Annotated in this window: 11 protein-coding genes and 2 pseudogenes; 7 read left to right on the plus strand and 6 right to left on the minus strand. The window is 35.0% G+C overall.

Annotation, left to right across the window (positions count from 1 at the left end; genetic code table 11):
- Positions 1-30: 30 nt before the first annotated feature.
- Positions 31-801, plus strand: coding sequence for a carbohydrate binding domain-containing protein (locus tag HVS_RS03285; protein ID WP_101299191.1), 771 nt, complete (start codon positions 31-33; stop codon positions 799-801).
- Between the two features lie 85 nt (positions 802-886).
- Here the strand turns inward: HVS_RS03285 and HVS_RS03290 are convergent, their stop codons facing one another.
- Together HVS_RS03290 and HVS_RS03295 are read right to left on the minus strand one after the other, a co-directional pair.
- On the minus strand, positions 887-2533 hold the full coding sequence (locus HVS_RS03290) for a cellulase family glycosylhydrolase (protein WP_242971717.1): 1647 nt from the start codon (positions 2531-2533) through the stop codon (positions 887-889).
- Between the two features lie 184 nt (positions 2534-2717).
- Entirely contained in the window at positions 2718-4397 is a 1680-nt protein-coding gene (locus tag HVS_RS03295) for an LTA synthase family protein (RefSeq protein WP_242971662.1), read from the minus strand.
- Here HVS_RS03295 and HVS_RS16950 point away from each other — a divergent pair.
- Entirely contained in the window at positions 4378-4548 is a 171-nt protein-coding gene (locus HVS_RS16950) for a hypothetical protein (protein ID WP_242971663.1), read from the plus strand. The genes HVS_RS03295 and HVS_RS16950 overlap by 20 nt on opposite strands.
- Before the next feature lie 334 nt (positions 4549-4882).
- Positions 4883-6628, plus strand: a complete 1746-nt coding sequence (gene pyk / locus HVS_RS03300; protein WP_101299200.1) for a pyruvate kinase — start codon at positions 4883-4885, stop codon at positions 6626-6628.
- 67 nt (positions 6629-6695) lie between these two features.
- On the opposite strand, the gene HVS_RS03305 is transcribed toward pyk, so the two are convergent.
- The 4 genes and pseudogenes from HVS_RS03305 to HVS_RS03315 form a co-directional block, all read right to left on the minus strand.
- Positions 6696-7676 (minus strand): glycoside hydrolase family 43 protein, encoded by a 981-nt coding sequence (locus tag HVS_RS03305; protein ID WP_101299203.1) that lies wholly within the window; start codon positions 7674-7676, stop codon positions 6696-6698.
- A 148-nt stretch (positions 7677-7824) separates the two neighbouring features.
- Positions 7825-8451: pseudogene (locus HVS_RS17815) on the minus strand (expansin EXLX1 family cellulose-binding protein); the annotation flags it as partial.
- 204 nt (positions 8452-8655) lie between these two features.
- Positions 8656-8871: pseudogene (locus HVS_RS17820) on the minus strand (dockerin type I domain-containing protein); the annotation flags it as partial.
- 104 nt (positions 8872-8975) lie between these two features.
- Positions 8976-9296: a YggT family protein gene (locus HVS_RS03315; RefSeq protein WP_101304052.1), complete on the minus strand. Its 321-nt coding sequence runs from the start codon at positions 9294-9296 to the stop codon at positions 8976-8978.
- 319 nt (positions 9297-9615) lie between these two features.
- Here HVS_RS03315 and HVS_RS03320 point away from each other — a divergent pair, with 319 nt between their 5' ends.
- From HVS_RS03320 to HVS_RS03335, 4 genes are all read left to right on the plus strand, one after another.
- On the plus strand, positions 9616-11055 hold the full coding sequence (locus tag HVS_RS03320; protein ID WP_242971560.1) for an ISLre2 family transposase: 1440 nt from the start codon (positions 9616-9618) through the stop codon (positions 11053-11055).
- Positions 11056-11655: 600 nt separating this feature from the next.
- Positions 11656-11916 carry an AbrB/MazE/SpoVT family DNA-binding domain-containing protein gene (locus tag HVS_RS03325; RefSeq protein WP_101299210.1) on the plus strand — a complete coding sequence of 87 codons (261 nt, stop codon included), beginning with the start codon at positions 11656-11658 and terminating at the stop codon, positions 11914-11916.
- 227 nt (positions 11917-12143) lie between these two features.
- Positions 12144-13052: an AEC family transporter gene (locus HVS_RS03330; protein WP_101299213.1), complete on the plus strand. Its 909-nt coding sequence runs from the start codon at positions 12144-12146 to the stop codon at positions 13050-13052.
- 41 nt (positions 13053-13093) lie between these two features.
- Entirely contained in the window at positions 13094-14968 is a 1875-nt protein-coding gene (locus HVS_RS03335; RefSeq protein ID WP_202861492.1) for a sialate O-acetylesterase, read from the plus strand.
- Positions 14969-15022 lie beyond the last annotated feature (54 nt).

Here is a 15022-nt window from a genome sequence, read left to right on the forward strand (position 1 = left end):
GCAAGACATGCTTTAGGAGGTAAGATTTATATGCTGAAGAAAACTATACTCTGTATATTAACCTGTATATTAACAATAGCACTAATGTGTACAATATCTTATCAATGGGTTTTTGCAAATAATAATTTAATTAAAAACCATTCCTTTGAAGATGTGGAGGGGGATGCCCTTAGGTTTTGGGAAACCTGGGTATGGGGTGAAGGACCTGGCGGTGTTGAATTTACAGTGGAAAAAGATAATCCACGCAGCGGGCAAAACTGTGCTGCCATTTATAATTTGGAGGAGCGGGGGTCACGCTATATTCAAAAGGTAGAAGTTGAACCGGATTCACAATATAAGTTTTCTGCCTGGATAAGAACAGAAAATGTGGGTGAAGGAAGAATTGGTGCAAATATATCTGTAGTCGGGAATACAATTTATTCCCAGGATATAAAGGGTACCACTCACCAATGGGAATATGTTGAATTGTATATTAAGACAATGGAAGAAGTGGATAGTGTGGAATTAATATTAGCCTTAGGAGGGTATGACAGATTAGGGGCAGATGAAAATTTGAACACAGGGAAGGCGTTTTTTGACGATGTGGCATTGGAAAAAGTAGATAGCATACCTGAAGGAGCCAGGGTAGTTGTTGTTGAAAAAGATGCACCAAAATCCTCTGAAGAAGACGTACAATCCGGATCTGAAAAAAGAGATACAGAGGGTAAGTATACATGGATTTGGCTGCTGGTTTCCTGGAGTGTTTTGCTTTCTGTATTTATTTACTATGTAAAAACAGGGAAGGTTAAATTTAAAAGATAAAAAACACGGCAGACAAATTTGTCCGCCGTTTCAGTACTTGTCTAAATATTATAATGTGTCTCATTTACCATATAGAATTTATAATCTATATAGAATCTATAATCTCCAGAAGATATCTTGAAAGAATAATAGCATCTCTTGTATCTATTATACCGTCATTGTTTACATCTGCCGCCTTAACATTAATATTATCTACTTTTATTTCAAGTATTATCCTGCTCAATAGCATATAATCTATGGAATCAACTATACCATCGTCGTTAATATCACCTTTTATAAATTCATCCTCAGGAGGAGGTGTAGTTGTTGGCGTTGGTGTCGGTTTTGTTGTTGGTGTAGGAGAAATAGGATCAAGATCCATACCGTAGTATTCTCCTAAGGAAATACCGTTTTTACCAAGTGGTACCCTATGGTCAAGTCCAATAAATCTGCCTTTAGAGTCCTGCCACAATGCTTTTTTAAGTAATCCATATTTTGCTTCATCCCATGTAGACCAGTCATTTCCTAATAATCCACCTGTGTCACCAGAGTTAGGATTTATGCACCAGAATGTATGGTGTAGACGGTGTTCAACAATATAGTCCCTTAATAAAGTCATCCATTTTTCGTTCTTCCCGCCGTCCATATGACCGCCCCACTCACCAATAAGAATAGGAGCAATTCCTTCATGGTGTATGTATGCCCATGTATCGTACATATAGTCTTCTTCCAGGGTTTTAATGGTAAAGTCTTTCTCAAACCAAGGTTGTGGATATACTGAAGGACCGTATTCGTGTGGGGAATAAACAATTTGACTGTTGAGAGGTCCTAAATCAATAGGATAGTCCCTTACCCCACGTAAATTTCCACCCCACCATCCAGGGTGATATGGAGCAGCGTCCCCTGTAGCGCCAAAAACGTCAGGGTCATCGAATGTGTAACCTAACTCAGTTTTAGGATATTGCTCGATACCTTCAATCACAATTAATAAGTTAGGGTTTACATTTAATATAGCTTTTGCACATGTTTCAGCAGCGTACTTCCAGTTGTTTTCACGGGTGGAATCATCCCATATTGCCATGTCATCAGGGATTGGACCTGTATAACCGCGTTTTCCGTGAGGCTCGTTTTTTAAATCAAGTGCAATTATTGTATCGTCATTTTTGTATTTGTCAGCCAGCCATACCAGAGTATCAATCCACTTTTCAGTGGTGATAAAACCTGCTGTTTCAGTTTCTATTCCATACCACAAATTATACACGTGACCAGAGTTATCAGCATGTGGGCTGTGAATATCCACCATAACCTTTATACCCAGATTTTTACAATACCCCATTATAATGTCAAAAATCTCCATACTATTTTTAGGTCCATCGGTTTCAGGGTCATAAAAATCAGGATTACAAACGTGGTAAGGTGGATTGTTGCTTGCAGTAACACTTGAAACAGGATTTGGTTTTCCAATCATCCAAGAGTATAAAAGCTCAGTGGAAATAGGAATTCTGAGAAGGTTAATACCTCTGTCAGCTACATCGCATAGAATATCATAAACATCGTACCAAGCACCGTGGAAAACATTTTCGCTACAGTTAAACCCAAACCAGTTAGCGCCTGTTAGCCACACTTCGTTTCCGTACATGTCGTAAATTTTGTTGCCTGACACATGCAGCCAGTCATCGTTCCAGTGGTCAACAGTACTTGCATCTACATCCATAGAATTTGCCGGCAAAGAAACAAAAAGAAAAACCAGCATTATGGACAAGGCAAGTCCACCTACAATTTTTTTCATAATCATACTTCCCCCTTAAAAAAATATATATAATTCACGCATATTAAATGCTTGAATTATTTACAACAACAGTCTTCTACTTATAATTTTATAGAAAAGTATGGTCTAAATCAAGTTAAAACGGAAAAATATATTGATAAACAGCAGTTTAGCGGAAAGATTCAACATTTTTATCAAAAAGCATATAATACTGCAGTAATTTATATTCATTTATTTTTTCCATCTGTTCCAAATTCAAATCTTCTGTATACGCACCATCCTTGGTTTTGTAAAATCTGTTAGTCATAACCTGAAATTCTTCCCTAAGCTCCCTTAAGTATTGAAAATAATCGATGTCATTTAAACCAATATAGTCAAAAAGCTCTAATACCAGATAGTGAACACTTATATATGGTGCTTCTCCCACAAAGGGGGTTTTTCCTTGATCTTTTAACAGGTCTTTTGCAGGACTGTTGCTCCAGATAAAATAAGGTGTTTCGTATGTGTTTAAATATGCTTCTAAATCACCTGAGGTTCCGATGTTATAGTTCATGGCTTTATAGCCGGAAAAATTTTCACCCAGCAGTGGAAGGTGATCTGAAAAATACAGCAAAACAACAGGTTCATTTATTTTCTCCAGCTGCCCTACTAAATAGCCTAAAGCCTTGTCGCAGCTCATAAGCCCGTTGGTGTAGTTGTTAACCAAATGGTAGTACTCACTGTCTATACTTTCTTTTTTTATAATTTCAGGATTACCTAAATCGTAATTTGCATAAGGTCCGTGATTTTGGATGGTTACAGTAAAATTAAAATAGGGGGTGTCTGGATGGTTATTTAAGTGACTACTAAAATCATCCAAAAGAAACTTAAATGCGTCCATATCGGAAACATAATAAGTGTTTTCCCTGTCAATATCCATATCATCTATAAAAAATATATTATCAAATCCAAAATAATCATATACATTATACCTGTTGTAAAACCATGGAAAACCTGGATGAAACCCTGTTGTCTTATAGCCTTTTGATTTTAGTATCCATGGAAGTGCATAAGTGTCTTTCCTTATTAAATTAATATATGGGTTTGCAAAATCACTTAATGTGGTTTTTGAATGTCCTGTAAGGAAAGAAAATTCACTATCTGAAGTACCTCCGGCAAAAATAGTTGTAACAATTTTGCCGTAATAAGATTGGGAAGTAATTTTATTAAAATTTTCCAAAGGGTCATACCCTTTATTAAATTCAATTTGCTCCACTTTATCTATATCCCAGAAAGCTTCACTCATTACAGCAATGATGTGAGGAAGTTTAACATTTTCATCTTCTTTTATATTATTGTATTTAGAAAGTATATTTTCACACTCTGAAGGAGAGTATCCCTCAGGCACGGGCAAATCAAAGGTATGGGTTTTAATTAAAAAGGAGTAGATAAAGCCCCTTGAATTTACAACATCTATTTGAGAATACTGGGAGCCGTATATTTTAAACTTATTATAAAGTGATGTATTGCTGTAAATTGTATTATATAAGGTAAAGGACAGCACTACTGTAAGTAAAATTCCTATGCCTCTTTGAAGTAATTTCATAGGCTTGGATTTTACACATAAAAGTAAAAACAGTGAAAAAAGAATAAATACTGCTATCAACCCATATAGCTTAGCGTTAAATGGAAGCTGAGACAAATTAATAACCTTTGTAGATTCGTTTCCAAGGTATATATCAGCCGGTACAAAGGGTTCGTGGCGGAGGCGTATTTTAAACCTGTTTATAAAATGAAGAATTAAAAAGGGTGCTCCTCCAAAGAAAAACGATGCCCAAATTCTTGAAGTTATGAAAAAGATAAACAGCATAAACAAAGTTATAGGCAATGTATTTAAAATAAATAAAATTGGGGATTTAATAAATCTCCAAACTATTACCAGAGAAAAAACAGAAGAAATCTGTACTCCCACAATTGATATGGCAAAAGATAAAGCCACTACTAAAAGGATGTTAATGTAATTTTTATATATGTATATTTTTCTCATTTAAAAATCACCTTCTGACATTTCCAGTTTAATCTATGGTAGTTTTTTATATAAGTAATTTAACTTTATAGAGTTTACCAAAATACCTGTAATATTTCAAGTTGTAATATATGTCTTTTAAAAAATAATAGTCCCTTGTTATAAATAATTTATACATATAATCTACAAATAAAGGGATTGTTTTTAACTCTATTGCCCTAAAACCAAAAAGGTGTTATTATACTATTATTCGCAAAAAAATTGCAAAACATTTGGGATTTTTAGTTAAATTTATAACAATGTTTTAGATATATGGGGGTACAGGTAAAATGAGAAAGACAAAAATAATTTGCACATTAGGTCCCGCTGTAGATAGTGAAGAAATGTTAAGACAACTTATGTTAAAGGGAATGGATGTAGCCAGGTTAAACTTTTCACACGGAAGCCATGAAGAGCATAAAGCCAGAGTTGAAAGGTTTAAAAAAGTAAGGGATTCTTTAGACCTTCCTGTTGCTTTACTTATGGATACAAAGGGACCGGAAATTAGGCTTGGCAAGTTTAAAGACAAAGAAGTGAAATTGGAAAAAGGGGATAAATTTGTACTTTTAAGTGAAGATAAATTAGGAGATGAAAAAGAAGCATCTGTATCGTACAAAGACTTGTACAAAGATGTAGAAAAAGGCAGCAGCATTTTAATTAATGACGGGCTTGTTGAACTTGTAGTTGAAAAGATAAAGGACAAAAAAATATATTGCAGGGTGGTAAACGGGGGCATTATAGGGGATAATAAAGGTATAAATGTTCCGGGTGTAGACCTGCACCTCCCGCCTCTTACTGAAAAGGATATTGAAGATATTAAATTTGCTGTAGAGAATGAATTTGACTTTATAGCAGTATCTTTTGTAAGAAAGGCTTCTGATGTCATAGAAATTAAGAAGGTTCTTGAGGAAAATAAAGGTCAGGAAATAAAAGTAATTGCAAAAATTGAAAACAGGGAAGCAATTGAAAATGCAGATGAAATAGTAGAAGTTTCAGACGGGATTATGATAGCACGCGGTGATTTGGGTGTTGAGATACCCGTCGAAGAAGTGCCTATAGTGCAAAAAATGCTCATAGAAAAATGCTACAAGAATGGAAAACCTGTTATTACCGCAACCCAAATGCTGGATTCAATGATTAGAAATCCACGTCCTACAAGGGCAGAAGCCAGTGACATTGCAAATGCCATTTATGATGGTACAAGTGTAATTATGCTGTCAGGAGAGACTGCTGTTGGAAAATATCCTGTTGAAACCCTTGAAACCATGTCAAAAATAGCACAAAAAGCAGAAATGTCCATTGACTATTGGGAAAGGTTTTCCAAAATGCAGTATGATACCAGCCCAAGTGTTACAAATGCTCTAAGCCATGCGGCTTGTACAACTGCCCAGGATTTAAAGGCTTCTGCAATTATCACGGTTACCCAGTCAGGGCGTACTGCCAGGATGATTTCTAGATTCAGGCCCCAATGCCCGATAATTGCAACTACAGTATCCCAAAGGGTAAGAAGGCAGCTTTCCCTCTCATGGGGTGTGTACCCATATTTAGTTCCTGAGGCGTCCTGCACTGATGACATGTTTGATACAGGTGTGGAAAAAGCTTTAGAATCAAAATTTGTTGATAACGGGGATCTTGTTGTTATAACTGCAGGAGTACCAATTGGAGTAAGTGGTACAACAAATATGTTGAAAGTACATGTTGTAGGAAAGGTATTAGTTAGAGGAACAGGTATAGGTAAAAAGCCTGTTACAGGAGAAGTTTGTGTTGTAAAGACAATTGAAGAAGCAAAGGAGATGTTTGTTGACGGGCAAGTGCTTGTTCTGCCTTATACCAATGATGATGTGATAGAGGTAATCAGAAAAGCCTCTGCATTGGTTGTAGAAGAAGGGGGACTGGCATCTCATACGGTAACTGTCGGAAAGGCCTTAGGGATACCTGTAATTATAGGTACTTATAATGCTACAAAAATACTTAAAAACGGTTCGGTAGTGACAGTTGACCCAAATAGGGGAATAGTGTACTACGGTTCCAATTGATTTTTTGAAATTTATTGTTAAGAAAAATAATAACCACCCGTTTTTTAGGGTGGTTATTATTTTCCATTTACTTGTATGGGTCAATTGTTTGAATGGTCCCGTCATCATTGTATTTTATCTCTGTATATTTCATGCAGCGTCTGTTATCAGCACCGCCTGATAAGGAGCTGTCATGATAAAATAAGTACCACTTACCCTGAAATTCAACAATGGAGTGATGGGTAGTCCAGCCTATAACAGGGTTAAGTATCCTTCCCTTATATACAAACGGTCCTTTAGGATTTTTACTCATAGCATATACAATATAGTGAGTAGTACCGGTAGAATATGAAAGGTAATAGTAGCCGTTGTATTTATGCATCCATGGACCTTCAAAATATCTTCTGTCTTCATCACCTGCAAGTATAGGGTTACCGTCTTCATCAACTATGGATATTTCCTGAGGTGTTTCTTTAAAAGTAAGCATATCATCATTTAGTTCAGCTACTCTAGGTCCTAAAGCAGGCTGGTCTTTAGCAGGTTCTTTTCCGTCAGGGTTATACTCCCCGGTTTGCCACTTTTCCAGCTGTCCTCCCCAAAGACCTCCAAAATACATGTATGCTCTGCCGTCATAATCAATAAAAACAGCAGGGTCTATGCTAAAACTGCCTGGAATATAACTTTCTTGAGGTTTAAAAGGTCCTGCAGGGGATGAACTTGTTGCAACCCCGATTCTAAAAATCCCATCCTTGTCCTTTGCAGGGAAATAGAAATAATAAGTATTATTTTTAAAAGCAGCATCAGGTGCCCACATTTGTTGTTTTGCCCAGGGCACATCTTTAACATGGAGCACTTGACCATGGTCTACGCAAGGAGAATCTATGCTATCCATAGAAAAAACGTGATAATCCTCCATATTGTATTGGTCCCCAAGATCATTTGATTCCCTTACTTCATCAAGATCATGGGAAGGATAGATGTACAACTTACCTTCAAACACGTGAGCAGAAGGGTCTGCTGTATAAATGTGAGTAACTAAAGGTTGGTTAGGTTTGCTAGAATTTGCCATATCGCCATTCTCCTTTACTGTTGAATTTTATAAAACAAGCTGTACAACTTTTTTTGTACCAAAAGTATTCAGCTTTTATTATATCAATACATATTAAAGAATCAAGGCATAAGACAAAAAAGTTATAATAATCAGTATGTTTATTATATTAATCCGGGAACTGGACATTACCCGGAACTATGTAAGCTTCTTCAGCAATTTCACCAGGACCGGGAAGGCTGTCAATTACATCAGTTAAAACATACCCTCTTATATCGGTAATTCTTATTGTAGGTGTGGTTGTATCTACGTTTTCATAAATAAAATGATTCCAGAACATTTTCTTCATGTCGTGCCATTCACCATTTTGATATATTTCCATTTTTAAAACTGGATATTTGTGGTCCCTGACTTGAATTGCCACCCAGGACGGGGAAGTACCCTCTTTTATTCTGTATGAAACATTTTTATCAATAGGTGCGGCAACAATCCGCCATGAGATATCAATTCTTCCGTCTGCCATATTTCCTATTTTATCAAAGGATGTTGGACAAAGGTCTAATGCACCATCCCCGCCTTCCGGGTATAAATCCGTCACATATACAACAGTGGTTCCCTTCACGCCTGTTACTTCAAGGTATGCCCCTGCCAGTGCTGCTTCAATTCCATAGCTGTTATAATCATAAGGATTTAGCGCTGTTATTTCCATATCTAACGGAATAGGATCAAGGAGGCAGGCTCCCCCTGCATATCCTGAGCCGGTGTATGTTGCATAACTTGTGCGGACTCTGTCCCAATCCGGGTAAGCTCCTACATTAACAGGCTCTGAAGTAGGTCCGGGAGCAGGTGTACCAGGTGTAGGCTCAGAGGTAGGTGTAGGTGTAGGTTTAGGAGTAGGTGATTCAGGAACTGTGCTTTTTGGGAATTTATCAATTATATTGAGAATGTACCTGCTTAAAATTACATAGTCATTGCTGTCTATCATTTCATCCCCGTCCAAATCTGCATACCACAGAGGATTTTCAACAGGCAAACTGTCTATAACCTCTAATAAAAATCTTTTCAGTATTGTTGCATCAATACTGTTAACAATTCCATCGTCATTAAGGTCCCCAACTAAGCCTTGTTTATCACATGTGGAAACAAAACTAAATGCTTGAATAAGAATGGTAGTTAAAAACAAACATAAAAACTTTTTCATAACAAATACCCCCATAATATGTTTTTATTTTTTCATACCATTTTGATAATAATTCGGAATTATCTAAAATTTTGTTACTATGGGGGTATTGTTCTGTATCTTTTGTTTAATAGACATATTTATTTGGCATAATTGTCTTTTAATAAGTTTATTTTTATAAGTTTTACTATGCCCCAGGCAATTAATCCATAAACCAACATTGCGATTAATGTTGCCGGTTCAAAAACTGATTGCACAGAAAGACCGTTAGTTGTAATGGATTCAAATATTCCTGCAAAAGGTGCAGTGAATATGTTGGTTATGGAATATAAAAATATAACGAAGCCGCTTACAGGGTTTGCACCTAAAAGTTTAAAAATAAAACGGAATGCAAGCAAAACTTCCAAAACCCCGAGGGCGTAATATATTCCATGACGACTTTTTAAATACCATGAGGGCATTTTATACTCATCATTTTCATGTAATTTTTTAAATTTAAATTCATTATCATTATCTTTTTTATAAGAATTATCCATAGCATTACTCCTGTTAAACATAATATTGCAAATTATATGGTAAATTTTTTAGTGCTATATACATTATGCATTTATTATTGCCATAATTGTACATTTATCAGTGCTTTATATATATTATAATCAAAGTTAGCGTAAAGTTATTGTAGGGAATGAGACATAAAATACCATATAAAATTGAAAAGAAGATGACATCCTGTTAAGATATTAATACAAAAAAAATCTAACAGAAAGGATGACATCTTCTATGTATAATAGTATACAACATTTTAATGAATTTGGGGCAAAAAGAATTGAAAAAAAGATAAAAAATTTTATTGAAGAAGGAAAAGACTTAGCTGATCTTATTCTTGGTCTGAAAGAAGATTTATTTAAACTTGGACGCGATATACTTAAAGAAGTGCTTGAAGATATGGATGAATATTTACGTAACTGTGAAATAAGGAAACAGTATTGGGAAATTATAAGAAAAGATAAAACATCTATTTTAACGACATTTGGAACACTAAGTTATAACAGGACATATTTTAAGCATAAGGAAAATGGTAATAGACAACACCTGGTCGACAGGATTGTAGGTGTAGAACCACATGACAGAGTAAGTGCCGATGTTGTAATTAATGCAATAGAAGAAGCAGCTGACAGCAGCTACAGAAAGGCAGGAGAAAAGGCGACATATATTGATGAAATCAGCAAACAAGCTGTGATGAATAAAATACATAATATTGAAATAGTTGAGCCTGAAATAAAAGTAGATAAAAAGAGAAAAGTAAAAATATTGTATGTTGAGGCAGACGAGGATCATGTAGCATTACAACAAAAAAGTATATTGAGACAGAATGAGAAGGGCAAGAGAAATACAATTATGCCAAAACTTGTATATGTGCATGAGGGAATTGACTTTGAAAAAAGTAATAAGAAGAGAAAAGTATTAAAGAATGTTCGATATTTTGGGGGTGTGTATAATAATTCAGAAAATTTGTGGCTTGAAGTATCGGAATACATATATAAACAATATGACGTTGATTTTTTAGAGACGGTGTATATATTAGGAGATGGGGCGTCATGGATAAGGCAAGGAGTTAACTGGCTTTCAAAAAGTAAATTTGTACTTGATAGATACCATCTTCAAAAATACGTAAGAGTTGCAACCACACATTTAAATGATGAAGCAATAAGCCAAGATTTACAGGACGCATTGAATTTATCTGATAAAAAAAAGCTAACAAAGGTTTTTAAAAAGATAATCGAAAAGACAGGCGATAATGAAAGTAAAATAAAGGCTATAAAAAATGCAAAGCGATATATTTTAAATAATTGGGATGGTATAGAAATAAGGTCAAACAGAGGAATAGTGGGTTGTAGTGCTGAAGGTCATGTGAGTCATGTATTTTCATCCCGTTTAAGTTCAAGACCTAAAGGCTGGTCGAGAAAAGGTGTAGAAAAGATGTCAAAGCTGATAATATACAAGAAGAATGGCGGTAAGGTATATGACATAGTTATGGCACAAAAACAAAAAAAGTTAGCAGCTAGTAGGCAAGAAATTCAGGAAAAATTAATTAAGGAATTAAAGAAGTCATCAAACAGGTATGAGAGTGTATGGAATAGTAATTTAACTGTTATTCATAAGGGGTGTAAAACTGGTTTATATAAAGAATTAAGGCGTATTATAGGTATATGCGGATAGGGATGAGGTAATAATAAAGCAAAAATTACGGGAAAGTTTACAAGTAAGCCTATCCAATAGGAATTATACATATCTAAAAAAAGACAAAGAAAAAGAAAAAACATAAAAAAAGAAAAAGAAAAGAAAAAAGCAAAACTTTAGTACCATGACCCGCGAAGCCCTACTACTTGTCAAGGCCGGGCTTTGCCCGCTTGTTTTAGCCTTGACAAAATGGAAAATGGTACAATAGAAATACTTTTTTCTTTTAAAAGTAGCGTTAAAATGTGAAGGAACATAGATAACAAAATGTACTGATTTGTGACAATCATTGAGTAAAATGGATTCTTTATAGGAAGAAAGAGTTATATGGTATAATAGAGAATAAGTTAGAGGAGTTATAAAAGAAAATAATTAGCTCAGCATGCAAATTATGCAAAATACTCTCGTTACTAAGAGACCGTTATTTGAAATAGTTGTATAAAAAATGGGATGCCATCTACTTTTCTTTTTCCTACAATAAATTGACGCTATCATAATCAAAAATAATGTTGACTATAATTGATATTTATGGTAAGTTTAATTTTGTAACATAATGTCGAAAAAGAAAAGGAGAGGATTATAGTGAAATCTACTGGAATTGTAAGAAAAGTTGATGAATTAGGCAGGATTGTTTTACCAATTGAATTAAGAAGAAGTATGGACATTAATGAAAAGGACGCTTTGGAAATTTTTGTAGATGATGACAAAATAATATTAAAAAAATACCAGCCTGCTGATATCTTTACAGGAAGCATGGAAGACTTAGTTGACTATAAGGGCAAAAAAGTTTCCAAAGCAACTATAATAGAGTTGGCAAAATTAGCAGGTTTAGAAGTGAAGTAAATATTACAAAAAATTTAGGGGAATGACACATGTAATTTACATAGTAAAAGCTGTGGCATTCCCTGTTTTTAATACATTTTAGCTTTTATATAACTTTAATTTAAAGAAAATTTCTTTTAATTACTTATGTTTTACATTTTCTTCTTTTCTTTTTATACTCCCCTTGATACATTTATTTAACTAGTGTAAAATGATTTAGTGATTATTGACATATAGGAGTAGCGATTGTGGACTTTATTATTATTTTTGACCAGGTTTCAACACTTTTGATTTTGTTATTGGCAGGATTTATAACAAAAAGAGTTGGGATTATTAACGATGCAGTAAATAAAAAATTATCAGAACTTTTGCTGATGGTAACATCACCTTTGCTGATTTTTACATCATTTTTGATGGAGTATGAAGCAGAAAAACTAATAAATGCTCTTTATGTTATAGGTTTAGGGGTTGTTACCTTTGTAATATCTATTTTTGCTGCAGAAAAAATATTTTTTACAAAGCAGCCGCAGGCTAAAAGGGCAGTGATAAAATCTGCAATAGTATTTTCCAATTGCGGGTTTATGGGGTTTCCACTTGTTGACAGCATATTTGGACAAGAAGGTGTTTTTTATGCATCCATGTATTTAATTGTTTTTAATATAGTAATGTGGACGTATGGAATGGTAATTTTTAGTGGAAAATCTGATTTTAATATAAAAAAAATGCTGACCACACCTGCAATGGTGGCAGTGTATTTAGGGATCATAGTGTTTTTATTTCAAATTAATGTACCATTCCCAATTAAAAATGCTGCACAAATGATTGGGAATATGACAACTCCTCTGTCCATGATTATAATAGGAGCTATAATTGAAAGTGCTAATTTAAAAGATGCTTTATCGGATTTACAAGCTTATGTTTTGAGCGCCATGCGTCTGCTTTTAATGCCGCTTTTAGCATATTTTTTAGTTATGTTCATAGATATACCAAAGATAGCTTCTGATATATGTATTGTTGTACTGGCAATGCCCATGTCGGTAAATGCTGCAGTTTTTGCGGAAAGATTTGAAGCTGAGCCGCTTTTTGCTTCAGAAGTGGTGACGGTATCCACATTGCTGTCCATGCTTACAATTCCTATTATACTGCGGTTGCTATGAAGAAAGTTTGCTAAACTTTTAAAATGGCAAGGAGGATTTTCGTGGCAAATAACATAAAACTATCACCGTTAATTAGTGACGGAATGGTTTTACAGAGGGATGCACAAGTTAAAATATGGGGAAATGCCATACCTGACGAATGTATAACTTTAACTTTTATGGACAAAGCATACAGCACAAAATGTGATAAAGACGGGTATTTTGAAATAGTGCTGAATAATTTACCCCCTGGTGGTCCTTATAATATGACAATAAGCTGCAAGGACGTGCAAAAGGAGATAAAGGATGTATTGGTTGGGGATGTATGGGTTTTAGGTGGTCAGTCAAATATGGAATTGCCTATTTTAAGGACTTTGGATTTATATGAGGATGAAGTTAAAAATTCAGAAAACCCGGATATCCGCCATTTTATTGTTCCTCTTTCATATAACTTTCATAAGCCACAGGAGGATATAAGCGGTGGCAATTGGATTTCAGTAAACCCTGAAGATGTATATGAATTTAGTGCAGTAGGGTATTTTTTTGCTAAAATAATTAATGAAAAATATAAAATTCCCATTGGTTTAATCAGAACTGCAGTTGGAGGAACGCCTGCAGAAGCATGGCTTAGCGAAAAGACTGTCAGTAAGTTTGAGAGGTTTCTTTCTTCTTTAAATAGATGTAAAGATGATGACTATGTTAAAAACACAATAGATACGGAACAACGCCGGTATAGTGACTGGTATAAGAGATTAGATGAAAAAGATAAAGGCCTTTGTGAAAAAACTGTTCCCTGGTTTAGTGAAGAGTACGATGACAGAAACTGGAATACCATTTATTTGCCCAGAAGCTTTAAAGGTACTGAACTTGAAAAGATAAAAGGTTCTATTTGGTTTAGAAAAGAGATATATTTAGATGAAAAACCTTCTAAAGAAAAAGTGAAGTTGATTCTTGGAACTTTAGTTGATGCAGATGAAACATATGTTAATGGTATGATGGTCGGCAATACAGAGTACCGCTATCCTCCAAGGAGGTATACATTTCCGGCGGATGTTCTGAAAAAAGGCAAAAACATTATAGCTGTAAGGTTGATTGTTACACACAACATTGGTTCTTTCATTAAGGATATGCCGTATAAACTGGATTTGGGAGGATGCAAAATAGATTTAACCGGTCAGTGGAAATATTGTGTAGGTACAGAAATGGAAAGACTTGAGGAATTTACATTTTTTCAATATAAACCTACCGGCGTGTATAATGCCATGATTTACCCCTTACGCAAATACAGTATAAAAGGTATACTGTGGTATCAGGGAGAATCTAATACAGGATACCCTTATGATTATAAAGAAATTTTTGAAGCGGTTATAGAAGATTGGAGAAATACTTGGAATATGGGGGAAATACCTTTCTTATATGTCCAATTGGCAAACTATGAAGATCCAAATGGCGGCAACGGCTGGTGTCATTTAAGAGAGAGACAGAGAAGGGCGCTGGAGATACCTAATACAGGAATGGCAGTGACAATTGATGTGGGAGGGTATAATGAACTGCATCCCCAGAATAAAAAAGCCGTGGGTGAGAGACTTGCCCTTTGGGCAATGAATAAAGCATATGGCGAAAATTTAGTTTGCAGCGGGCCTATTTATAAAAGTCATAAAGTACTTGGAGATAAAATCCAACTATTTTTTGATTATGTGGGAAGCGGACTTGTGTGCAAAGGTGACAAATTATGTGAATTTACCATATGCGGAGAAGACGGAAAGTTTGTAGAAGCTGATGCTGTAATAGAGGGTGATACAGTGGTTGTCAGCAGCGGTAAAGTTGATAACCCGGTGCATGTGAGATATGCGTGGTCTAACAGCCCGGACAGGGCAAACCTATACAACAAAGAAGGATTGCCTGCATCACCTTTTACAACGGAGGAGCTGGAGTAAAAAAATTATAATTATTGCGTGTTTACATTTAAAGTTATGGGGTATAAATACACT

The organism is Acetivibrio saccincola, assembly GCF_002844395.1.
Lineage (GTDB): Bacteria > Bacillota > Clostridia > Acetivibrionales > Acetivibrionaceae > Herbivorax > Herbivorax saccincola.